Consider the following 21,391-nt stretch of genomic DNA (forward strand, 5'->3'; position numbering starts at 1 on the left):
CCGGCGGTTAGCGTCGGCATCGTGATTCCAACGATTCCGATCAGGAGACCGGTCATGTCTCGTGGAGATAAGTCGTCCTATACCGACAAGCAGAAACGCCAGGCCGAGCATATCGAGCAGCAATACAGGAAAGACGGCGTATCGCAGAAGGAAGCCGAAGAGCGCGCCTGGGCCACCGTCAACAAGCAGGACGGCGGCGGCAAGAAATCCGGCTCGGGCCGCAAAGACCATCACTGAGCTCCATCGCAGTTCCATCACCCGAAGGCATCGAACTGGCCCGTGCCGTACGCAGCAAGCGTTCCGACCATGGCCGCGGCTTCATGGCCTGGCGCAGGGCGCGGTCCCATGCCCGATCTCGTATGTCTCGATCCCGTATCTCGATCCCGAATGTCTCGCTCCCATATATGAGGGCTCCATCATGAAATCCATGCGTCTCGCGATTCTCGCCCTGACCCTGGCCGTCTCCGGCACCGCCCTGGCGGCGCCGCAATCCAACGGCAGCCCCGCCGGCAACGATCCGGCCACGGGCACCGGCAACGAGTCGGCGCAGCCGGTCAGCGATACCTGGATCACCACCAAGGTCAAGGCCGAGTTGTTGGCCACCAAGGGCGTGACCGGCACCGATATCAATGTCGAGACCGTCAACGGCGTAGTCAGACTGTCCGGTCACGTAGACGGCAAGACCGAGGCCGACAAGGCCGTCGAGATCGCGCGCAAGATCGACGGCGTCAAGAAGGTCGACAGCACCGGGCTGGTCTCGGCCAGGAGCGCCCACAACAAGTAAGCGACGGCCGGCATTCCCCGGCCTGCCGACTCTCATAAGGACAGTTCCTCATAGGACAGTCCACATACGGACAGTCCATAGGACGGAGCGATGACCCAGCTAGCCGACCGTGTTCACACCGATCCCGCCGAGATCCGCCGATTGAGCCTTTTGATCGAGCGGCTTCCCGACGAAGGCTTGGTCGATATCGTTCTGGTCGATGGCAGTCGGCAGGTCGGGGTCGTCGCGACCCGGCCGAGTCTGCAGACCTTTCTCGACGCCCACGGCAACGAAGGCAGCAATGCGGTGCTGCGACTGGAAGACATCCGCGGCGGCGACCGCGTCGCCTATCTTTGGCTCGACGAGATCCTGAAAGTTTGCCCGTTGCAATCCGACGAACGCGAATTCGTTCGTCCATCGGCCCGCGGGAAACCGACGGGCAGCTAGCCGGCGCCGGTGGGCGAGGCCGATCTCGCCGGACGCCGCGCCGCCACACCACAGGAGCCCGTCATGGCCGTTTGCGAGGTTTGCGGAAACCAGTACGACAAGACCTTCACCGTTTCGATGGGGACGCGCAGCGGCACCTTCGATTCCTTCGAGTGCGCGATCCACGCCATGGCGCCGCGCTGCGCGCACTGCGACTGCCGCATCGTCGGGCACGGCATCGAGGACGACGGCACCTTCTACTGCTGCGTGCATTGCGCCCGCAGCGCCGGCGTCAGCGGGGTGGCGGACCGCGCATGAGCCTGGGGCGTCGGCAACCGGGGCCGATCCGCAAATCCTCGAACTTGCGCACAGTTTTCAGAGCCGTTGCGGAACGTCCTATGAGCATGCTTTCGGCTTCACCGGCGATCGGCGATGCTAGCGGCATGCGCGCCATCCGCTCGTCCGACCCCGCGGTCATCCACAGTGCCAGCGAAGGCGTCTGCTATCTGTACGTGCTGCCTTGCGCTTACGAGGACCTGCTCAAGCTGGGCTTCTCGCGCGGGCCGCTAGGGCGCATCCAAGCGCTGCAAACGCGGTTTTTCGAGTTCTTCGATCTCGACCTGGCCTTCCTGGTCGAAACCGAGACCGTCGGCGATGCGCGCAAGCTGGAACTGGACCTGCGCCGTCGCCTGAGCGACTACAACGCACCGGCGCCGTTGACCGTGAACGCGCAGGCCGGCGGCCACAGCGAGTGGTATCGCGGCGCCTATCGGGCGCTGGCCGAGGAGGCGGTGCGCCTGCAAGCCGTCGGTCATACCGTGCATCGCCCGCTGCGCGAATGGCTGGGGCGGCAACTCGCCGCGCAGGGCGATGACTTGTACGACCGCAGCGCCGCCCTGATGACGCAACTGCAAGGCGATGTCTCGCTGCTCGACCAACCCGGGTTGCGGACCTTGCGGCGCAAGTTGCTGGACTCGCTCGATGCGCATGCGGCCTTGGGCGTCGAGCTGGAACCGCGCCTGCCCGAGGCCTTGCTGGCGTGGTATCGAGCGAGCGGTTCGAGAGACTGAGAGTTCGGATCGCGCCAGCGTTCGAACGGCGCAGATCGGCAAGCAGATCGGCTAGCAAGGCTTCGGCATCCGACCGCACACAGGAGCGATACGACCATGACCCGACTCGACAAGCCGATGCGACGCGAAGTGGAGATCGACGGCAAGCTGTACACGCTGACGGTCGATCCCGATGGCCTCAAACTGTCCGAGAAAGGCCGGCGCAAGGGCATCGCGCTGAGCTGGAACGATCTGGTATCCGGCGACGCGGCGCTGGCGGCGGCCCTGCAGGCTTCGACCGGGCACGCCTCGACCATGGGCTGATCCGCCGGGCGGACGCACTCAATCGGTACGCACCCGGAACGCCAGGCTGATGCGTGGGTCGACGACGCCGGGCGCCTTGGGGATGCCATGGTCGTAATGCTGCTGCGAGGCATGGCTCATGACCACCAGGCTGCCGGATTCGAGCTGCAGCTGCCAGGTTGCGTGCGGCGGGCGCTTGGCCCGCACGGTCATGCGCCGTGTTGCGCCGAGCGATAACACTGCGATCGGCCGGCCCTGTGCGAGGTTGTGCAGCTTGTCGTTGTGCAGGGCGACGCTGTCGCGGCCGTCGCGATACAGGTTCAGGCCGACGCTGTTGAACGGGGTCGTCAACAATTCGCCGATGCGTTCGGCGGTGTCGGCGAGCATCGGCGGCAGTGCGTCGCGATCGAGGCGATACATCGCCATGCGCCGCGGCACGTCGATCAGCCGCTCGTACATCATGCGTTGTTGCGAGGTCCACGCGGCCTGTTCGAGCAGGGCCGAGAACAAGCGCATCGACCACTCGCCATCGAACACGCCCGGCAGATAACGCACGCCGCCTTCGGCGTCGCGGATCGGTTGCTGCGGGTCGGCCTCGAACAACGAATGCTGGTGCATAGCGCATGATGCGACGAAACATTCTCAAGCTGCGAGACGGGCGCCGCAGCCTCGCAGCTCGCGGTCGTCAGGCAGCGGCTGCCGGCTTCTCAAGTTTCGGCAGGAACCAGGCCAGCAGGCCGATCGCCGGCAGGTAGGCGCACAGGGCGTACACCGCTTCGATGCCGATGCGGTCGGCGAGCTGGCCCAGGGCCGCGGCGCCGAGGCCGCCCATGCCGAAGGCGAAGCCGAAGAACAGGCCGGCGATAACGCCGGTGCGGCCCGGCACCAGCTCCTGCGCATAGACCAGGATCGCCGAGAACGCCGAGGCCAGGACCAGGCCGATCACCACGGTTAGTGCAGTGGTCCAGAACAGGTTGGCGTGCGGGAGCAGCAGGGTGAAGGGCAACACGCCGAGGATCGAAAACCAGATCACATAGCGGCGGCCGATGCGGTCGCCGATCGGCCCGCCAAGCAAGGTGCCGGCGGCGACTGCGCCGAGGAAGACAAACAAGTGCACCTGCGCGTCCTGCGCCTTGAGCTGGAATTTTTCCATCAGGTAGAAGGTGTAGTAGCTCGACAGGCTCGCCATGTAGAAATACTTGGAGAAGATCAGCACCGCGAGCACCGCCATGCTGCGGGCGATGGTCTTGCGCGGCAGCGACGCGCGCGCAGCGCTAGCCTGTTTCTTGCGTTGCGCCGGGATCTGTTCGCGGTACCACACGCCGATGCGGCTCAGGATCACGATTGCGGTCAGCGCGGCGAAAGCGAACCAGCCGACGCTGCCCTGGCCGCGCGGCATCACCACGAAGGCGGCGAGCAGGGGGCCCAGTGCGGAGCCGACGTTGCCGCCGACCTGGAACAGCGACTGAGCCAGGCCGTGGCGGCCGCCCGAGGCCATGCGCGCCACCCGCGAGGACTCCGGATGGAACACCGACGAGCCCGAACCCACCAGGGCCGCGGCGAGCAGCAACATCGGGAAGCTCGATGCGCGCGACAACAGCAACAGGCCGGTCAGGGTGAAGCCCATGCCGATGGCGAGCGAGTAGGGCATCGGCCGTTTGTCGGTGTAGATGCCGACCAAGGGCTGTAACAGCGAAGCGGTGACCTGGAAGGTCAGGGTGATCAGGCCGATCTGGCCGAAATCGAGCTTGAACGCGTCCTTGAGCAGCGGATAGATCGCCGGCAGCAAGGACTGGATCATGTCGTTGAGCAGATGGCAGACGCTGAGCATCGCCAGGATCGGCAAAGCGATGCGGCCGGCCGCTTCGGCGGGTTTGTGATCCGCTTCGAAAGCGGGCAGGGCGGCGGTCGCGAGCGTATCGATCGATGCGTCGTTCGACGCGTTCGGGGTATCGAGGGTGGTCATGGCGACCAGTAGACGCCGCCGTGCGCATGCCCGCATTATTGTTCAGGTCAACAATCTTCGAGATCGGGCCAATGCGCAATGTCCTTGCGACCCAGGTCGACGCCTTGCCGGGCCGTATCGTCGCGACCTCGAACGACCACCCGAGCCACCATCGCATCGCCCGGCACCGCCATCGCCGCTCGCAGCTGCTGTACGCCGCATACGGGATCATGGTGGTCGGCACCGAGACCGGGCGCTGGATCGTGCCGCCGGAACGCGCGGCCTGGATTCCGGCCGGCATGGCCCACGACGTGCATGTGCTGGTCGCGATCAGCACGCGCAGCGTCTATATCGAGCCCGAGCTCAGCGCGGCCTTGCCGCGGGACTGTCGGGTGGTCGGGGTGTCGCCGCTGATGCGGGAGCTGTTGTTGGAAACCCTAGACCTGCCGTTGCAGGCCGAGAGCGGGTCGCGGCCGGACCTGATCTATTCGCTGATCGTGCAGGAAATCGAACGCGCGCCGGTGTTGCCGCTGGACATTCCTTTTCCGGCCGATCCGCGCCTGGCCAAGCGTTGCCGCACCTACCTCGCGCATCCCTCGCCGCACGACACCATCGACGACTGGTGCCGCGACCTGGCGATGAGCCGGCGCACCTTCACCCGCCGTTTCCGCGGCGAAACCGGCACCAGTTTCGCCCAATGGTGCCGACAGGCGGCGATCTTCGCCGCCTTGCCGCGGCTGGCCGCGGGCGAGCCGATCACGACCCTGGCGCTGGACCTGGGTTACGAAAGCGCCTCGGCGTTCACGACCATGTTCAAGCGCCTGATCGGCATGCCGCCGAGCCGGTATCTGGCGATGTCGCATGGGCCTGCGCGCGAGGGCGCTTGAGTCGCCAAGGGTAGGCGCGGCGCAAGCCGCGACCATGATCCGCAAATACCCCCGTCATTCGATGTCCTGCTTTGTTGAGATGGCCGGCGTGCGAACAGACGGTTCAGTCGGCTCTCGTTGTCCGAGCTGTGTCCGATGCCGGCGTCGATTCCGGGTTTTCGCGGTCGCGGCTTGCGCCGCTCCTACCCCCTGAGCTGCGTGCTTCTGAGTAGGAGCGGCGCGAGCCGCGACCACGCCCTTGCAGCCACGACGAAGCTCCAGCGTAGCGGGACGCCAGCATCCCGCTCGCCGAAACCGCTGTCAGCGAGAACCCAGCGCCGCGGCCGCTTCCTCGATCAGCGCCGCCACCTCGGCCGGGCGCGAAGCCAGCGAGGCATGGCTGGCATCGAGCTCGATCACCTTGCGCGCGTTCAGACGCGCCGACATGCGCCGCTGGTTTTCCGGTGCGATCATCCGGTCCTGGCTGGAGATCTGGTACCAGCTCGGCTTGCTCTTCCAAGCCGGGGTAGCGACGGTGTCGCCGAAGGTGCTGGCCAACGGCGCCTTCTGGGTCACGCCCATGACCAGGCCTTCGTCGGCGCTGAGGTCCTGGCAGAAGTCCTGGTGGAACTTGTCGGCGCTCAGCCACAGATAGCCGTCGCTGTCCGGGGCGAGGTCGGGTGCCGCCTGCGGCACTGCCTGTTGGGTGATGCCGCCGGGGCTTTCGCCGGCGTCCGGCGCGAACGCAGCGATATAGACCAGCCCGGCCACGTGCGGATGATTGCCGGCCTCGGTGATGACCGCGCCGCCATAGGAATGGCCGACCAGCAGCACCGGCCCGTCGACCTGGGCGACCATCTTGCGGGTGCGCTCGACGTCGTCGGCGAGCGAGGTCAGCGGCAGCTCGACTGCGCGCAGGGCGTGGCCCTTGCGGGCAAGCTCGACGATGACGCGGCTCCAGTGGGCCGCACCGCCCCAGAAGCCGTGGACGAGGACGATGGTCGGTTGACTGCTCATGTTGGTGTTCCCGAATGGTGGTGCCAACGCACTGGATGCCTGAATCGCCCGTTGGCGTGGCGACCCGACGGGGCCGGCGGCCCAAGCTCGCGATCAGCGAGCGCTTCATACCTCGCGAGCGGCGAGCGTTTCATGCCCGCGTGTATGCCCGCCGTGAAGCCGTGGCCCACGGTTGCAGGTTCGCAACGTCGCCGCGGCGGGGCTTGTGGCGGTGCCGGCCCGAGCGCTTAACTTAGAGCCCAGCCGCGGCCGCGGCGTGACCGAAACGCCGCACTCCGATGCCGAAACGCCAGAGCGTCCGCGCCGCCCGAAACGTCGATCCTGTCGTCGCGCCGCCGCCCGCGCAGGCGCGCAAGGCCCGCAAACCCCCCGCACGAACCGACCCGCCCGCAGACCCGCTTCAGACCGATCCGATCCAAACCGATGTGTTCTTCGAGGCCTTTCGCCTGGCGCGACTCCATGGCGAACTGCTCGGCGAGACTCGACTGCGCCTCGGCCAGGCACTGCGCCATCCGCGCGGCCGGGCGATGTTCCATTTCGTCGCCGACGCGCCTTGCCTGTTCGTGATCGAAGCTGCGCAGGGCGGCCGTCAGCGGATCGTCGCGCAGCCGGGCGATTTGCTGATCCTGCCGCAAGGGCACGCGCATCGGATCCTGGCAGACGCGGTCGCGACGGGCGCACAGCGCGGTGCGTGCGCGCAGCTGACCAGCGGCGTATTCGAGTTCGAGGCGCTCAGCGGCGCCTCGCTGGTGCGGGCCTTGCCCGAATGGCTGCACGTCCGCACCGGCGGCGCCGACGGCCCCAGCGAGGACTCGCCCGAGCAATGGCTGGCGCTGAGCTTCGCGGCGATGCGCAAGGAGGCGCGGCAGCCGAACATCGGCAGCCGGATCATGATCGCGCGCTTGATCGACATCGTTTTCATCTGGGCGGTGCGGCATTGGTTGGCGCAGGCGCCAACGCAGCAACGCGGCTGGATCGCCGCCTTGCGCGATCCGCTGGTCGCCCGCGCCCTGGCCTTGCTGCACGCGCAACCGGCGTTCGACTGGACCGTCGAGGCGTTGGCCGCACGGCTGCATCAGTCGCGTTCCGCGCTCGGCCAGCGCTTCGCCGAACGCGTCGGCGAACCGCCGATGCGCTATCTGGCCGGATGGCGGATGCAGCTCGCCGCAGACCTGCTGCTGCGCACCGACCTGCGCATTTCGCAGATCGCCGCGCAGGTCGGTTATGGCTCCGAGCCGGCCTTCAGCCGCGGCTTCCGGCGTGTGTTCGGCAGCGCGCCGAGCGATTACCGCAAGCGGCTGCGCGAACCGCCGCTGCGCTGAGTGCGCCGGCGGCGCTCAAGCGCCGGACACGAGCAAGGTGATGACCCAGACGTCGACGCCGTTGTTCTGGGTCTGTTCGACCGACTGCACCAGGAACGAGGTCCCCGGGGCGAAGGTGTATTCGATCTTGTCCGGGTCGTCCGACAGCGGCGTGATGTAGCTGGCGGCATCCCAGACCCAGGCGCCGTCGGGCGGGTTGGCGACCAGGACGATGCCGTTCTGGTACTGCATCGCCTCGCTCATGCTGCTGCCGAAACTCCAGACCATCTTGGTGGTGATGGTGTCGCCGGGCCGGATGTAATCGGCGATGGCCTGGTTGAAGTCGATCTGCAGCGGCACCGTGTCGGGGCCGGCATTGAGCGGGCACTGCAGGAACTCGATGCCGAAGTGCTCCATGCCGAGTTGGTAGATGTCCATCTGCCCGCTGAAGAGCTGCGGCTGGTCGACGATGCTGGTGCGCGGCATAGCCTGATAGGCAGCGGCGAGCAAACGGTTCTCGACGTCGCTGAACTGCTGCAACCGGGTCGCCACCGCGGCCAGTTGCGACTGCACGTCGGCCAGGGACGAGGCCGGCGTCATCATGAAGGAGTTCATGTAGTCGGCGTTGCTCGGGTTGTAGGTGTTCCAGTTCGATTCCCAGATCGCCGTGGCGATGCTGTCCTGGTCCAGCGGCAACGGCGACTGGCTCATGCCGGTGTATTCGAAGATCTTCATGAACACCAGGCGAGTGAACGAGGCCGTGGTCCAGTCGTAGATCGACATCGCCAGTTGGAAGCTGTACGGCGAGAACGGAAACAACTGCGCGCCGAGCGCGGCGATCTGGGCGAAGCTCTTGCCCGGCGCATCGGGGATGTCCTGATAGGGCACGTACTTGTCGGCGATCATCTGGTCCAGGTAGGCCGCATCGGCGGCCGCGACCACCGGCAAGGGCTTGAGCTGTCCGGATCGGGTAACCCCGGTTGCCGCCGCGGTCACCGTGAAGCTGCCGTCGCCGGGCAGGTACAGGTCGAAGCTCGCGCTCGGGTTCGGGGTGTAGTCGAAATCGGCGCCGTTGAAGTCGATGAAATCCATCACCGGACCGAACGGAAAGCCGTTCTGGAAATCGGTGACGTCGAGAAAGCCCTCGCCGTCGACGATCAAGCGGCTCGATACGCCCTTGCCGCCGCGCCAGCTATCGATCGGCAGGCCGTCGCTGAACCACAGCGAGGCCTCGCTTGGATTGCGGATGGTCTGGAACTGCCACATGCGGGCCTCCCGGCGTATCGGAACCGACGCGGCCGCGATGCGGAGCGTGACGGGCGACACGCGTCGCCCGACGTTTTCCCGTCGCGGATCAGCCCATACAACGCGACGGCATGGCGATCACGGCCACCTCGCAGGTGCGGCGCTCGCGATCACTTCGCGATCAACAGCAGCAGCGAACGCGCCTGCAATCCATAGGTCGCGTTCTCGCCGCCGATCAGGGTTTCCGAGCCCGGCACCGCGACTGCGTTCGGGCCTTCGTTCCAGGTGGCGGTGTCGGTGACGCGGTACCACTGCTTGCCGTTGCCGGGCCAGGGCAGGACGAAGTTCACCGGCCCCGACCAGCCGTTGTAGGCGACGTAGATCGCGCTGGCCGGGTCGGCGAACTCGCTGCCGTCGATGCGCCAGGCGAGGGCGTGGTTGCCGCTGCCGTTGAAATACGCCGCATCGGCCTGGGCGCCGTCGGGCTTGAACCAGCGCAACTGCTCCATGACGTTGCCGTTACCGTCCGAGCCGCTGTAGAAATTGGCCGGACGCAGCGCCGGATGCGCCTTGCGGAAGGCGATCAGGCGCTTGCTGTAGGTCTCGTGGTCGGCCTCGATGCTGTCGCGGGTCCAGTACAGCCAGTTCGCCGCCGAGTCCAGGTTATAGGTGTTGTTGTTGCCGAATTGGGTGCGCAGCACTTCGTCGCCGCCGGTGATCATCGGCACGCCGGCGCTCAGCATCATGAAGGCCAATCCCGTGCGCGCGGCCTTGCGTTGTTCGAGGACCACGCCGGCCTGGTCCCAGCTCAGGTTGTGGTCTTCGCCGCCGTCGGAAGGCCCGTACGGCCAGGGCTGGTTGTTCTGCTTGTCGTTGTAGGCGTAGAGGTCGTTGAGGGTGAAGCCGTCGTGGGCGACCATGAAATTGATCGAGTGCCAGGGCTTGCGGCCGTCGTCGCCGTAGAGGTCGCTGGACCCGGCGAAGCGCGAGGCCAGGGTGCCCGGCGTAACCACTTCGACGCCGAGCTTGTTCTGCTTCTTGCGCAGGGCATCGCGGTACAGGCCGTTCCATTCCGCCCAGCCAGCGGGGAAGTTGCCGACCTGATAGGAATTGCCGCCGATCGCCCAGGGTTCGGCGATCAGGTCGAGACCGGCGCCGCCCGCTGCCGCGCGCGGCGGCAGTTCGGCGACGATGCGGTTGAGCGCGTTGCCGGCGTCGCTCTTGTCGAAGTTGAAGCAGCCGTGCTGGCAGCTGTTGCCGAGCACCGAGGCCAGATCGAAGCGGAAGCCGTCGACGCCGAGCGCGTCGCGCCAATAGGCCAGCGAGTCGACGATCAGGTTCTGGGCCACGGTGTTGCGGGTGTTGTAGTTGCCGCCGACGCCGGTGTTGTCCCAGGGGTATTTGAGGTCGGCGGTCAGCGAGTAATAGGCGGGGTTGTCGAGGCCGCGCCAGGACAGCAGGTTGTACACGGTCAGTCCGTCGCTGCCGCCCCAGGGGCCGCCTTCGCCGGTGTGGTTGTAGACCACGTCGATGTAGACCTTGATGCCGGCGTCGTGGAAGGCCTTGACCATCGCTTTCCATTCGCGGGTCGGCCCGCCGGCGCTCTTGTCGGCGGCGTAGCGGCGGTCCGGGGCGAAATAGTTCAGGGTCATGTAACCCCAGTAGTTATCGTTCGTCGTCGAGGTGGGGTCGACGTCGTTCTGGTCGTTTTGCGCCTCCTGCACCGGCAGGAATTCGACCGCGGTGACGCCGAGCCCCGCCAGGTAGGCGGCCTTGCGCGCTGCGCCGGCATAGGTGCCGCGTTCGGCGACAGGCACACTGGCGTCGTTACGAGTCAGGCCGCGCACGTGCACTTCGTAGATCACCTCGTCCTTGAGCGCGCGGGTCGGCTTGCTGCCGATCGACGAGGCATCGGCGGGCAGGGCCACGCTCTTGCCGGCGCAGGCGCCGCTGTCCTTGTTGCGATGACTGGCGCCGCTGGCGTAGAGGGTGCCGTCGGCGCAGGCGGCGGTGTTCGGGTCCTGGCTGAGTTCGCGCGCGTAGGGGTCGATCAGCAGCTTGTTCGGATTGAAGCGGTTGCCGGCGTTGTCGACGTCGCTGACGAAACCGGTGCCGCTGCCCTTGCTCCAGGCGGCGTCGTAGGGCCAGTTGGGGCCCCAGGCGCGATACCCGTAGTAGACCGTGCCTGTGATGCCGTAGCTGGTCTTGATGGTGCTGGTCGCGACCGACTTCGACCAGACCTGGGTTGCCGCATCCTTGGTCATGCTCAGGCGAGCGACTTCCTGCGCGCCGGAGGCGGTCTTGTACAACCACACCTCGATGCGAGTGGCGCGCGAGGAATAGACGCGAAAGTTGAGATTGCTCTGGCTGGCGTCGTAGCGCGCGCCCAACTGCTGGGCATCGATGGCGGCGCGTGCCTGGCCGTTGCCCAGCAGGCCCAACATCGTTGCCAGCACCACACTCGCCACGCCGTTCCACCACCGCGTCTGATCGCGCATCGCCACGCACTCCTGTCGAGTCGGAAGGCGCGCAGTCTGCGCGCGCCGAGCTACTCTAAGGCCGTTGCTGCGCTGCTCCGGAACGGCTGCAATCGTATTCAATGCCGCGTTCCGTGATCGCGGACGCGGCTCGCGGGCGTCGCCGCGTCGGTCGGATGCTCAGGAGGGCGCGGCGAGCACCTGGATCGCGGCGGAGAACTTCGGCCCGCGCGCCAACAGCCGCAGCCGGCGCGGACGGCGTTGCAGCCATTCGCGCAGCGCCCGCCATTCGCCCTCGCGCCAGGCCGGGTACACGCCGGATTCGTTCCAGTCGCACAACTCGTCGAACACCAACACCGTGCCGGGCACGATGCGTTCGTCCATCAAGGTCAACACGGTGACGGTGGACTCGTACAGATCGCAGTCGATGTGCAGCAGCGCCGCGGGGCCGGGATGCGCGGCCAGCCAGGCGGGCAGGCTGGCGCCGAATTCGCCGCGCCACAACCGCGCATTCGCCGGCACCTCGGGCAGGCTACCGGTATCGAAATGGCCGGCCGGATAGACACTGTCGGCGCTGCGTTGCCAGGGGATCGGCAAACCGCTGAAGGTGTCGAAGCCGTGCACGCTGCGTTCGGGCAGGGCGTTGGCGAGGGCGCTGAGCGAACGCCCCCGGAACACGCCGAACTCCATCACATGACCGCTCGGGCAGTGCGCCCGGGTCACAGCGAGCAGATTGTCAAGGTCGCTTTTATGCGGCACCGGCAAGGCGCGAAACGCGGCGATGTCGAGCGCGGCGCCGGCATCGATCACCGGGGCCGCTGCCAGCATCGCCGGAGCGGCCTTCGCCGCCGCATGCGCGCCGCGATCGATGCTCGCGATGGCGGCGCCACGCGGCCGCTCCCAGTTGATCTCTTCGATGCGGCCGTCGAAACCCTGTTGCACCGGCATCGGGAAGAACGGTGCGAGGCGTTCGATGTCGCCGATATCGTGGCGCAGCGCGGGCAACTCGGCCTTGCGCACCCGCACGATCAACGAGATGTTGTAGCCGTAGACCTTGAGCCGGGCCTCGCGGCAATCGATGCCGGCGACGATCAGGTTGTACAGCAGCAGCCCGGCGTTCCACACCGTCAGGTGGCCGCCGACGATGTAGGGCCGTGCCGGCGGTACGGTAATGGCGAGCAAGCCACCTGGCGCGACGAAACTCACCAGGCGTTGCAGGAACAGGCCGACGTTAGCCTGGTGTTCGAGCGCATGCGAGCACCAGACCAGGTCGTAGCGCTCGTCGCTGGCGAAGTCCTCGAAGTCGCCGACGAAGTCCGGGCGATGGGCGCCGTAGGACTCGAACGAGATCGTGGTGACGCGCTTGCCGTGCTTGGCGAGGTGACGCGCCTGCAGGCCGTCGCCACAGCCGACATCCAGCACGCTGTCGAATTCGTACTGCGCCAGCAGCAGATTCAAAGCCTGGTCGGCCAGCCATGGCGGCGGCGGGCCTTTCTTCTTGCCGGCCTTGCGGGGCTTGGCGCGCGCAAGCGGGCTCGGTGCCGGGTTCGGTGCCGATTTCGGCTTCGGTTTAGGCGGCGCGACGACGGTGCGGAGCGGATGGGTCTTCATGCCACGGCTCGCTCGCCGCCGGTCGCGAGCGCGACCGCCAGCCGTAGATTGGCTTCCACCCAGGCGGCCATGCCGAACTCGGGGCATTGCGGCGGCAAGGCCAGGCGTCGCTCTCGCCAATGGCTGCGTTGCCCGAGCACCGCATCGATCGCCGCGGCCATCGTATCGATGTCGTCGACGAGATGGCCGCAACGGCCGTCGCCGAGCAACTGCTCGGCCCAGCCGACCCGGGTGGCGACCACCGGCACGCCAGCGCGCACCGCATCGAACAAGGGCCAGGGGCCGCAGTCGCTGGCGCTGGTTACGACCACGCCGTCGCAGCGCCCGATCCATTCGCCGCAGCGCGACAGCGGGCATTGCGAGAGACCCATGACCGCGCAATCGATGCCGGCGCGGCGCAGGCTCGCGGCGGCGGCATCGAGACGTTCGCCGACCAGGGCGATGCGCATCGGCGACTTGGCCCGTTGTACGGCGGCGATGAAGTCGGCAAGGCCGCTGGCGTCGCAGCCTTGCTGGTTCGCCGGCCGGCCGACCCAGGCCAGTACCGGCACCGCGTCCTCGTTAGGCGGCGCCGGCGCGGCCTCGCTCCAGCCGACTGGCCGCACGATCCACTGTCGCTTCGACAGGTCGATGCCGCTCGCGGCCAGGATCGCTTGCTGATCGGGATGGGCGAGGACGAGACCGCTGCAGCGGGCGACGTCGGCACGCGCGCCGCCGCGCCGGTACGCCTCGGCACCGCTCATGTCGTGCAACTGCACCACGCTGCGCATCGGATCGGGGCTGCGTGCGGCTTCGCGGGCGCGCAGGAAGATCCAGGCCTCGGCCTGGGGCAGCGGTTTCTGGGTGGCGGCGACGCGGTAACCGGGCGGCGCGGCCGCGGCGAGCGCCTGCTTCCAGTGCTCGAACAGCCAGCCCTTGTTCTCGGCGACCACGTTGAGGGTCGGCAACGACGGCGCCGGCATCGGCGCGGCTTTGCGCACGGCGGTACGCGGCAGGACGCGCGGAATCACCGTGCCGGTCGGCGCCAGCGGCCGTTCGCGCAGGGCGAGTTCGAGCAGACCGGCGACGCGCTGCGGGTCGGCGGCCTCGCCCAGGCTGCATTGGTGGGCGATCAGATGCTGCGCATAGGCGCGGCGGCAGGTGATGCCTTCGGCGCTGGCCGCGCTTTCGGCGAGCAGCGCCCAATCGCGCGGCGCCTCGGTCAGGAACGGCTTCACCGCGCCGCTGCGCGGCCAGACGTTGCGGCCCAGCACGATCGCCGGCACGTCCCAGAGCAGGCCGTCGTGGGCGACGTTGCTGTTGAGAGTGAGGATGCCGCGGCAAGCGCCGCTGCGCAGCATCTCGTGGATATTGCCGCGGGTCTGCGGCCACAGCAGGTCCTGTTTGCGGCGCAGTTGCAGGCGCAGATGGCGGTTGCGGGTGCGTGCGTCGGCCGGGTGCTGCTTGAAAATCACCGGCCACGGCGGGTCGAGGCGGCTAACGTGATCGATCAGGGCCTGCATGGTCCGCAGCGACGAGGGCGCGTGGCGGATGATGTTGGTGTCCGACTCGATCTGCAGCGGCACCAGCAGGAACTGCGCCGGCAGCTCGATGCGGTGTTCGCGATTGGCCTGCATGTACTGGTAGTAGCCGCTGAAACCGGTCGACTTGATCGCGGCCAGGCGCAGGTCGAGGGCGGCGTCCTGCTCGGCGCTCAGGCGCTGGCCGTCCCAGACGAAGGGCGCGGCATGCGAATCGGCGTTGATGCCGCGCGGGCTGATCTGGTAGTCGGCGCGCGGCAGCCAACCGTGTTCGCAGTACAGCGTCGGGCCCAGCAGGCTATGGCCGCGGCCGTTCCAGACGATCGACAGCACGCGCGGATTGCGCGCGGTCGCACGCGGGTCGCGACTGACCGTATGACCAAGCGCGGCGACCGAGACGGCAAGGGTCTCGAACAGATCGCCGACCAGGCCGGGGGTACGTTTTTCGATCGCGACTTTCATGGCGGAGCTCCTTGCGGGCGCGCGGGATCTTGCGGTTGTCGGCGTAGATGCCCGCACCGAGGCCGGTGTGGGCACCGGCGTGGGCAGGCGGTGCAGGGTGGCGGGGTCGCGCAGCCATTCGCCGGAAGCGTCGATCCGCGCTCGCGGCAGCGAATTCAGGCGGCTGATCGCGCTGAGGTTGAGCAACTCGACGCCGCGTCGGCCGAGTGCGGCTGCCAACTTGCCGTACTGGCCGTCGATTTCCTTGAGCCGGGCGGCGAGGGCATGGCGGCCGGTGGAGGCGAAGAAGTGATCGTCGGTGAAGTCGACCCCGATCAGGCCGATCCGCCGTGCGCCCATGTAGGCGGCCAGGCAGACCGCGACATAAGGCGAGTTCTGGGTGTAGTGCAGCGCGTCGTCGGCGCCCGCTTCGGTGCCGGCGTACTGGCCGAGTTTGAAGCGCACCACCGGCGGCCGCACCCGCCCGAGCTCGATCTGGGTGAACAGCGCCTGCGCATTGGATTGCTCGACGTAGCGGAAGCGGTCGAGCTTGAACTGCTGGCGCGGGTTCAGCACGACCAGATAGGTCGGGTCGAACAAGCGGCCGACGTCGTTGACGCCGATGGTCACGAAGCGCTGCGGCTGAGGCAACTGCAACAGGGAAGGGCCGCAGCCGCAGACGACGAGGTCCGCGCCGGAGCGAGCGCCGCGATAGGCGGACAGAGCGTTCATTGACGCGGGTGTATCGCCATCAGCAACAGGAACAGTTTGTTCTTGGCTCCGGGGGCCCGATACACGCATTGCGCATCGAGCACGTTGGCGGCCAGGGAGGCCATCGACCACGCTTCGGCCTCGTCGCAAGGCGCGAAGGACTCGCGCAGTTGCTCGATATCCTCGCGTATGCCGCGATCCCGTACCGCGGCGAGTTGGGCCGAGGCCGAGGCAGGCACCGACTCATTGTCCCAACCCCACAGCCACGACTCCGCTTCCGGCGCCCAGCTGCCCGCGACCTGGATGTCGGCGCAGACTCGCTCGGCGCCGCTCTCATCATAGAAACGTATCGTCGCGGTGGGCAGGTCGATCTGATAGCGCTTGAACGTCCCCAGACCGTAGCGCATCTGCGCCTCGGCCATGCGTTGCCGGGTTTGTTCGCGTGCCGTCTCGACCCAGGTTTCATACTCGTCTGCGTTCATGCTCTCGATTCCTGTGGTGATTTGATATCAAAGCTTGAACCAGCTACGTATGGTCGCTGGCGAACCGATCTTGGCCGCGTACTGGAGCAACATGGTCTGCAATGCCGCTGCCGCGCCGCTGGGGCGATGCGCCGCGGCTGGCGCGGTGCCGGTCGCGGTCTCGACGACGACCTTATCGAGCTTGGTGTCGGGAGCGAGATTCTTGAGCTGACCGCGGAACATCGCGCCGAGCTGCGAGTTCATGCGATTTTCGATCATGGCCATGTTCTCAGCGGTGTCGGTACCTCCCATCTGCAGTTCCTGCTGGTGGTCGGCTTGCAACTGGGTCATTAGCACGCGCGCGGCAGCCTTGTCGGCTGGTACCGGAATTTTGTCGATCGCGGCATGAATTTCGCTGCGGAATCGGTCCTGTCCGCCCTGGCGCAGCGGCTTGGTCGACTTCTGCTTGGTCGTGCTGCCGGCTTCGAACCCAAGAGTCTGGGCTTGGTTAGCGGTCTTGCCTTCAGCCGCACGCTTGATCGCGTTGGCCTTGGAAGTGAATTCGTCCAACGGCCAATGCGATTCGTAGCCGATCTCCACTTCGGTGACCGTCGGCCCGACGAGCACGTTGGTCTGAGTGATCTTGACCGGATTGACCTCGGCGCGGATCGCCCACTTGTCGCCTTGCTTGACCGGTTCCAGCGTGGTCAAGCGATAACGGACCTTGACCGCGAACAGCAAGGGCTTGAGCACGATCATGCCGACCTTTTTGCCGGAGTACTTGTTGACCGCGGCCAGCGCCGCCGCCGATCCCTCGTCCAGACGCTTTTGTTTCTGCTCGGGGGTGTCGCTCTTCCCGGTCAACTTCCCGAACAGCTTCTTGATGTAGGCGACCGCCTTCTTGATGGCCTTGTCGATGGCCTGGTCGACCTTGGTCTGGACCTTGGTGATGAAACCCTTGATCTTGGCGCTGATGCCGCCCAGGCCGATCAGCGCGGCGAGGAAGCCGATCAGGATCGGCACGGCGTTGCCCAGGGCCTGTTCGACCTTGCTGATCGCGCCGCCGATCGAGCCGGTGGCGATGGCATGGATCGAGTTGATGACCGACTCGACGAATTCCATGATCTGCGCGGCGCGCTCGACCACGAACATCACCACGTTGACGATCATCATGATCGCCTGGATGATCGCGCCGGCCGGGTTGAACATCGACACGACCTTGGCCACCGCCTTCTTGACGATGGTGGTGACGATCCAGTCCTGAATCGCGCCGATCACCATGTCCTTGAGGTTGGACAGGTCGCCCTTGATCTGCTCCCACAGCGCGGCCGGGCCGCCGCCGATCAGGGTCTGCAGATAGCTCACCAGCTTCTCGATCACCGCCACCGCGGTCGGGCCGAGCAGCTTGACCGCCTTGGCGCGCATGCGGTCGTAGGTGATGCCCAACACGCCGAGCACCATCTTCAGGATCGACACCACCGTCAGGTCGCTCGGTATCTCGATGCCGGTACCGGCCAATGCGCCGAACAGCCACTTGATGAAGCCGCGCTTGAGGTGGCCGAGGATGTTGCCGGCGAAGGCCGAGAAGCCGCCCTTGACCGCGGCGATCAGGTTGGACAGGAAGCCGCCGGGGTTGTCGAGGATCAGGTCGATGGTGTCCGCGCCCTTGCGCAGGATGCCCATCAGCTTGTCCTTGAACTCCATCAGCGCCTTGGCGACTTCGGCGATCTTCTCCTTGGCCTGGGTGACCAGGCCCTTGTTGGAATCCTGGATCGCCTTGAGCGCTTCGTCGGCCTTGTCGAAGGCTTCCTTGTACTTCTGCGCCAGGCCTTCGGCCAGCGCCTGCTTCTTGTCCTCGATGCCGGACTTGAGTTCGTTGAATTTTTCGGCGTATTCGGCGGTGAGCTGGGCGCCGCGGGCGCGCACGCCGGGCGACAGCGCCGCTTGCGCGGTGGCGATCTTGGCCTGGGCCTGGGCGACGTCGTTCTTGGCCGCGGCCAATTCGCGTTCGACCAGGTTGGCGACCTTGACCGCCAGCGCGTCCATCGCCGCGGTGAACAGATTGCGCCCGGCCTCGTAGAAGCGGTTGACCTCCGGCGGCAGGTCGAGGATCTGGTCCTTGATCCACAGCAGCGAGCCGCCCGGCATCAACAGATAGCGTTTGAGTTTGTAGTCGAACAGGGCGTCTTCGACGTAGCTCTTCATGCGCGCCAGCGCGGCGTCGGTGCCCTGGTCGAAGATCGTGTTGACCGAGGTCTCCAGGTTCTCCAGGCGCTTGTCGACCGCGGCCTTGGCGGTGTTGAAGGTGGCGACGACGAAGTTGCTGAACTTGCTCAGTTCCAGCTCTTCGCGTGCCTTCTGCTGTTCCTGCTTCGACAGCACCTTGGTCTTGCTGCCGCCCTTGACCGAGAGCAGGCTGCTGACGCCCTTGCCGGCGACCGCCTTGGCCTGGCCGGCGGCCTTGGCCAGGGTCGCGCCTTCCTTGCCGCGGTACTTGCCGGGGCCGGCATCCGAATCCTTCTGCACCGCTTTCTCGGCGGTCATCACCGCCGAGAAGCGCGGGTCGCTGGCGTTCTTCAGGCGAGTGTCGGTCTGCTTGGTCGCCTTCTTGGCATCGGCGACTTCGGTCTTGCTTTCTTCCAGCGAAATCTCGGCGGCGGGTTTCGGCGCCGGCATCGCCGCGGCGGCGTCGACCTGCGGCGGCGGCACGCCGGGCTCGGGCGGAATCGGCGTGACCGGCTTGGCCGGGACGCCGGCTTCCGACGGCGGTGCGTTCGAGGTCTGCTGCAGGTCGCCGGTGGCGGCCTGTTTCTGGTTGCCGACTTCGCCTTTGAGCGAGCCCTTGATCTCGTTGCCCGAGCCGCCCTTCATGAACTTCTCGGTGTCGCCGAGCGTCTTGGGCATGACCTTGGCGATTTCGGCGCGCAGTATCGACAGGAAACTGGCGGTCTCCGGTTTCGGCGTCTCGGCCTCTTCGAGTTGGTCGACCTGCTTGGCGCGCGCGCCGGCGGCTTTCTCGTTGGCCGGGCCCTTGGCGGCCTTGCCGGATTCGTCGGACTTGCGCGACGGCGGCGGGTGTTGCTTGAGCTTGCGGCTGTCGGCGTTGAGTTTGTCGACCACGCGCTTGTAGCGCGGGTCGTTGCGCGGGTTGGCCCGTTTGGCGACGCGCGCGACGGCCATCGTCAGTGTCCGGGGCCGCCGCGTGGCGGATCGAGCGCACGCATCGGGCAGTTCGCACCGATCTTGCGGTATTCGCGGGTCAGCGCCGCCTGCAGGTGCACCGCGGCGATGGCGTTGCCGCTCTGCAGAGCGAGCAGGCGCGCGTGCATGACCACGTTGCGCCATTGGCCTCCGCTGAGGGCGCAGCGGCTGGCGGCGTCCTGCAGCCAGCCTTCGTCGCAGCCGTCGCCGGCCAGGTGCAGGCGCAGGATCTCGTAGCGTCGCCAGGCATCGGGGGCGCGGAAGTTCACCACCACGTCCATGCGCCGGGCGAAGGCGCGGTCGATGCGGTCGGCGGCGTTGCTGGTGACCACCAGGATGCCTTCGAAGGACTCGATGCGTTGCAGCAGGAAATTGGTTTCGAGGTTGGCGTAGCGGTCGTGCGAGGAGCCGACCTCGGTGCGGTTGGCCATCAGCGCATCGCCTTCGTCGAGCAGCAGCACCACGTCGAGTTCTTCGGCTGCGCTCAAGGCATGATCGAGGTTCTTCTCGGTTTCGCCGAGGTATTTGTTGACCGTCGCCGACAGGTCGATGCGATAGACGTCCTTGCCGAGCTCGGCCGCCAGCAGGCGCGCGGCCAGGGTCTTGCCGGTGCCGCTGGAGCCGGCGAACAGGGCCCGCACGCCGACCCCGTGCATCGCGACCTCGGCCGAACCGCTCGCCAGCGGTTCGCGCCAGCGGCAGCGCGTCGCCAGCGCGTCGATCTCTTCGCGGGTGGCGTCGTCGACGATCAGGTCGTCGAGCGAGCCGGCTGCCTGCAGGCGCGTGGCCAGGGTTTCCAGGCGTGCGGTCTGCAGGCTGCGGCAGGCGCGGCGCAGGTCGTCGTGTTGCGGGCGCTCGCGTTGGGCGAGGCGTGCGAACGCGTTTGCCGCCGCCGCGACCTGGCGCACGTGGCCGCTGGACAAACGCATGCGCCCGGACAGGTCGGCCAGGGTCTCGGCCGATTGCTCGGGCAGGCACGCCGACCAATGGCGTTGCCGTTGCGCGGGGCCGGGCAGCGGCAGTTCGATGTCGAGCATCGGCCGGCGGTCTTCGCAGGCCCAGGCGCCGTGACGGCCGGTGACCACGAACAAGGGCGTGTCGACCAGCGGCAGCGGCGCCAGGCGCCGGGTCTCGCCGGGCGAGGAATCGGCTTCGACCACGGGCAGCGCGTCGAGCATCGCCGCCAGGGTGCCGAACAGACGCCAGCGCGTTTCGTCTTCGAACACCGCCTCGCTGGCGATCAGCAGGTCCTTGCCGAGGGTGTGGGCGAGTGCGCCGGCGAGGGTCTTGCGGCCGTTGTGGATCGGGCCGCGGATCAACAGCGCCGGTGCGCTCGCGCCGGTGCGCAGGGCGTCGAGGATGGCCTGGCCATCGAGTCCGGCGAGAGGGAAGACGTAATCGCTCAACTGCGGCAGTTGCGCGTGGGCGATATGGCGCAGCCAGCGGGTCGAACTCAATTCGCCGCGCAGGCCGTCCCACACCGCCAGGGTCACGCTCGGGGTCCAGTCCGGGCGCGGCGCTTCCGGATTGGACAACTGCACCAGGCCGTGTTCGATCAGGCTTTGCAGCGACTTGCGTACCTGATCGATGCGGTCGTCGCCGTCGCCGCGATCGCGCCACCAGGCCATCAACAGGCCGAAGCTCGGCCGGTTGTCGCGCCGCTGTGCCTGCTCGAACACCAGGCCGAAACGCGGGTCCTCTTCGATCAGGCCGATTGCCAGCAGCAGCTCGACGTCGAGCGGGTTCAAGCCGGCGCGGCGCAGGGCCGACAAGGGCAAGCGCTGCGCTTGCGCTTCGGCGCGGCCTTCCCATTCGGCCAATGCGGCTCGCCAGCGTGCCGACAAGCAGGCGCCGGCGGCGACTTCGCGCTCGATCTCTTCGAGGTAGTCGGCAAGGAAGGGGTAGGCCTGCACGGCGTCGTCGATGTCGCCGTCGGTGCAGGCCTCGGCGATGCTCGCGATCACTCCGTACAGCGCCAGCTTGAGGTGTGCGGGCGCGGTGAACGGCGTTTCGGCGAAGGCGATGACGCTCGGAGCGAGGAAGGCGTTCATGCG

Annotated in this window: 18 protein-coding genes; 8 read left to right on the top strand and 10 right to left on the bottom strand. The window is 67.2% G+C overall.

The annotated features are described in order from the left end of the window. Window positions 1-54 precede the first annotated feature (54 nt). The 6 genes from LC490_RS11045 to LC490_RS11070 all read left to right on the top strand — a co-directional run bounded on the left by LC490_RS11045 (window position 55) and on the right by LC490_RS11070 (window position 2,562). Window positions 55-237: a hypothetical protein gene (locus tag LC490_RS11045; RefSeq protein WP_031372368.1), complete on the top strand. Its 183-nt coding sequence runs from the start codon at window positions 55-57 to the stop codon at window positions 235-237. Between the two features lie 181 nt (window positions 238-418). Then, window positions 419-784, top strand: coding sequence for a BON domain-containing protein (locus tag LC490_RS11050; protein WP_031372369.1), 366 nt, complete (start codon window positions 419-421; stop codon window positions 782-784). A 90-nt stretch (window positions 785-874) separates the two neighbouring features. Beyond that, window positions 875-1,210, top strand: a complete 336-nt coding sequence (locus LC490_RS11055) for a DUF3247 family protein (RefSeq protein ID WP_081930933.1) — start codon at window positions 875-877, stop codon at window positions 1,208-1,210. A gap of 63 nt (window positions 1,211-1,273) precedes the next feature. Beyond that, complete coding sequence (locus LC490_RS11060) at window positions 1,274-1,507, top strand: hypothetical protein (protein ID WP_031372371.1); 234 nt, start codon at window positions 1,274-1,276, stop codon at window positions 1,505-1,507. Window positions 1,508-1,587: 80 nt separating this feature from the next. Next, complete coding sequence (locus LC490_RS11065) at window positions 1,588-2,259, top strand: GIY-YIG nuclease family protein (RefSeq protein ID WP_223620200.1); 672 nt, start codon at window positions 1,588-1,590, stop codon at window positions 2,257-2,259. Between the two features lie 96 nt (window positions 2,260-2,355). Continuing rightward, window positions 2,356-2,562 carry a hypothetical protein gene (locus LC490_RS11070; RefSeq protein WP_031372373.1) on the top strand — a complete coding sequence of 69 codons (207 nt, stop codon included), beginning with the start codon at window positions 2,356-2,358 and terminating at the stop codon, window positions 2,560-2,562. Between the two features lie 18 nt (window positions 2,563-2,580). Here LC490_RS11070 and LC490_RS11075 read toward each other — a convergent pair whose 3' ends face one another. Together LC490_RS11075 and LC490_RS11080 are read right to left on the bottom strand one after the other, a co-directional pair. Further along, the gene (locus tag LC490_RS11075; protein WP_223620201.1) at window positions 2,581-3,159 is read right to left on the bottom strand and encodes an alpha-ketoglutarate-dependent dioxygenase AlkB; all 579 of its coding nucleotides are present in this window, start codon (window positions 3,157-3,159) and stop codon (window positions 2,581-2,583) included. 67 nt (window positions 3,160-3,226) lie between these two features. Beyond that, window positions 3,227-4,372 carry an MFS transporter gene (locus LC490_RS11080; RefSeq protein WP_223620240.1) on the bottom strand — a complete coding sequence of 382 codons (1,146 nt, stop codon included), beginning with the start codon at window positions 4,370-4,372 and terminating at the stop codon, window positions 3,227-3,229. Between the two features lie 206 nt (window positions 4,373-4,578). On the opposite strand from LC490_RS11080, the gene LC490_RS11085 reads away from it, so the two are divergent. Further along, window positions 4,579-5,373 (top strand): helix-turn-helix transcriptional regulator, encoded by a 795-nt coding sequence (locus LC490_RS11085; protein ID WP_031372376.1) that lies wholly within the window; start codon window positions 4,579-4,581, stop codon window positions 5,371-5,373. 300 nt (window positions 5,374-5,673) lie between these two features. Here LC490_RS11085 and LC490_RS11090 read toward each other — a convergent pair whose 3' ends face one another. Beyond that, the gene (locus LC490_RS11090; RefSeq protein WP_223620202.1) at window positions 5,674-6,369 is read right to left on the bottom strand and encodes an alpha/beta hydrolase; all 696 of its coding nucleotides are present in this window, start codon (window positions 6,367-6,369) and stop codon (window positions 5,674-5,676) included. Window positions 6,370-6,647: 278 nt separating this feature from the next. On the opposite strand from LC490_RS11090, the gene LC490_RS11095 reads away from it, so the two are divergent. Beyond that, entirely contained in the window at window positions 6,648-7,691 is a 1,044-nt protein-coding gene (locus LC490_RS11095; protein ID WP_223620203.1) for an AraC family transcriptional regulator, read from the top strand. 15 nt (window positions 7,692-7,706) lie between these two features. Here LC490_RS11095 and LC490_RS11100 read toward each other — a convergent pair whose 3' ends face one another. The 7 genes from LC490_RS11100 to LC490_RS11130 all read right to left on the bottom strand — a co-directional run bounded on the left by LC490_RS11100 (window position 7,707) and on the right by LC490_RS11130 (window position 21,388). After that, window positions 7,707-8,936 (bottom strand): hypothetical protein, encoded by a 1,230-nt coding sequence (locus LC490_RS11100; protein ID WP_031372379.1) that lies wholly within the window; start codon window positions 8,934-8,936, stop codon window positions 7,707-7,709. 149 nt (window positions 8,937-9,085) lie between these two features. Then, window positions 9,086-11,413 (bottom strand): isoamylase, encoded by a 2,328-nt coding sequence (locus tag LC490_RS11105; RefSeq protein ID WP_223620204.1) that lies wholly within the window; start codon window positions 11,411-11,413, stop codon window positions 9,086-9,088. 159 nt (window positions 11,414-11,572) lie between these two features. Continuing rightward, window positions 11,573-13,003 carry a class I SAM-dependent methyltransferase gene (locus LC490_RS11110; RefSeq protein ID WP_223620205.1) on the bottom strand — a complete coding sequence of 477 codons (1,431 nt, stop codon included), beginning with the start codon at window positions 13,001-13,003 and terminating at the stop codon, window positions 11,573-11,575. After that, the gene (locus tag LC490_RS11115) at window positions 13,000-15,696 is read right to left on the bottom strand and encodes a glycosyltransferase (protein WP_223620206.1); all 2,697 of its coding nucleotides are present in this window, start codon (window positions 15,694-15,696) and stop codon (window positions 13,000-13,002) included. The genes LC490_RS11110 and LC490_RS11115 overlap by 4 nt, the downstream gene beginning before the upstream one ends. Continuing rightward, the gene (locus LC490_RS11120) at window positions 15,693-16,157 is read right to left on the bottom strand and encodes a DUF6882 domain-containing protein (RefSeq protein WP_223620207.1); all 465 of its coding nucleotides are present in this window, start codon (window positions 16,155-16,157) and stop codon (window positions 15,693-15,695) included. Before LC490_RS11120 ends, LC490_RS11115 begins: the two co-directional genes overlap by 4 nt. A 27-nt stretch (window positions 16,158-16,184) precedes the next feature. Then, window positions 16,185-19,316 (bottom strand): hypothetical protein, encoded by a 3,132-nt coding sequence (locus tag LC490_RS11125; protein WP_223620208.1) that lies wholly within the window; start codon window positions 19,314-19,316, stop codon window positions 16,185-16,187. A gap of 2 nt (window positions 19,317-19,318) precedes the next feature. Continuing rightward, window positions 19,319-21,388, bottom strand: a complete 2,070-nt coding sequence (locus LC490_RS11130) for an ATP-binding protein (RefSeq protein ID WP_223620209.1) — start codon at window positions 21,386-21,388, stop codon at window positions 19,319-19,321. Window positions 21,389-21,391 lie beyond the last annotated feature (3 nt).

It is taken from the genome of Lysobacter sp. ESA13C (genome assembly GCF_019970005.1).
In the GTDB taxonomy this organism is placed as follows: Bacteria; Pseudomonadota; Gammaproteobacteria; order Xanthomonadales; family Xanthomonadaceae; genus Lysobacter; species Lysobacter antibioticus_B.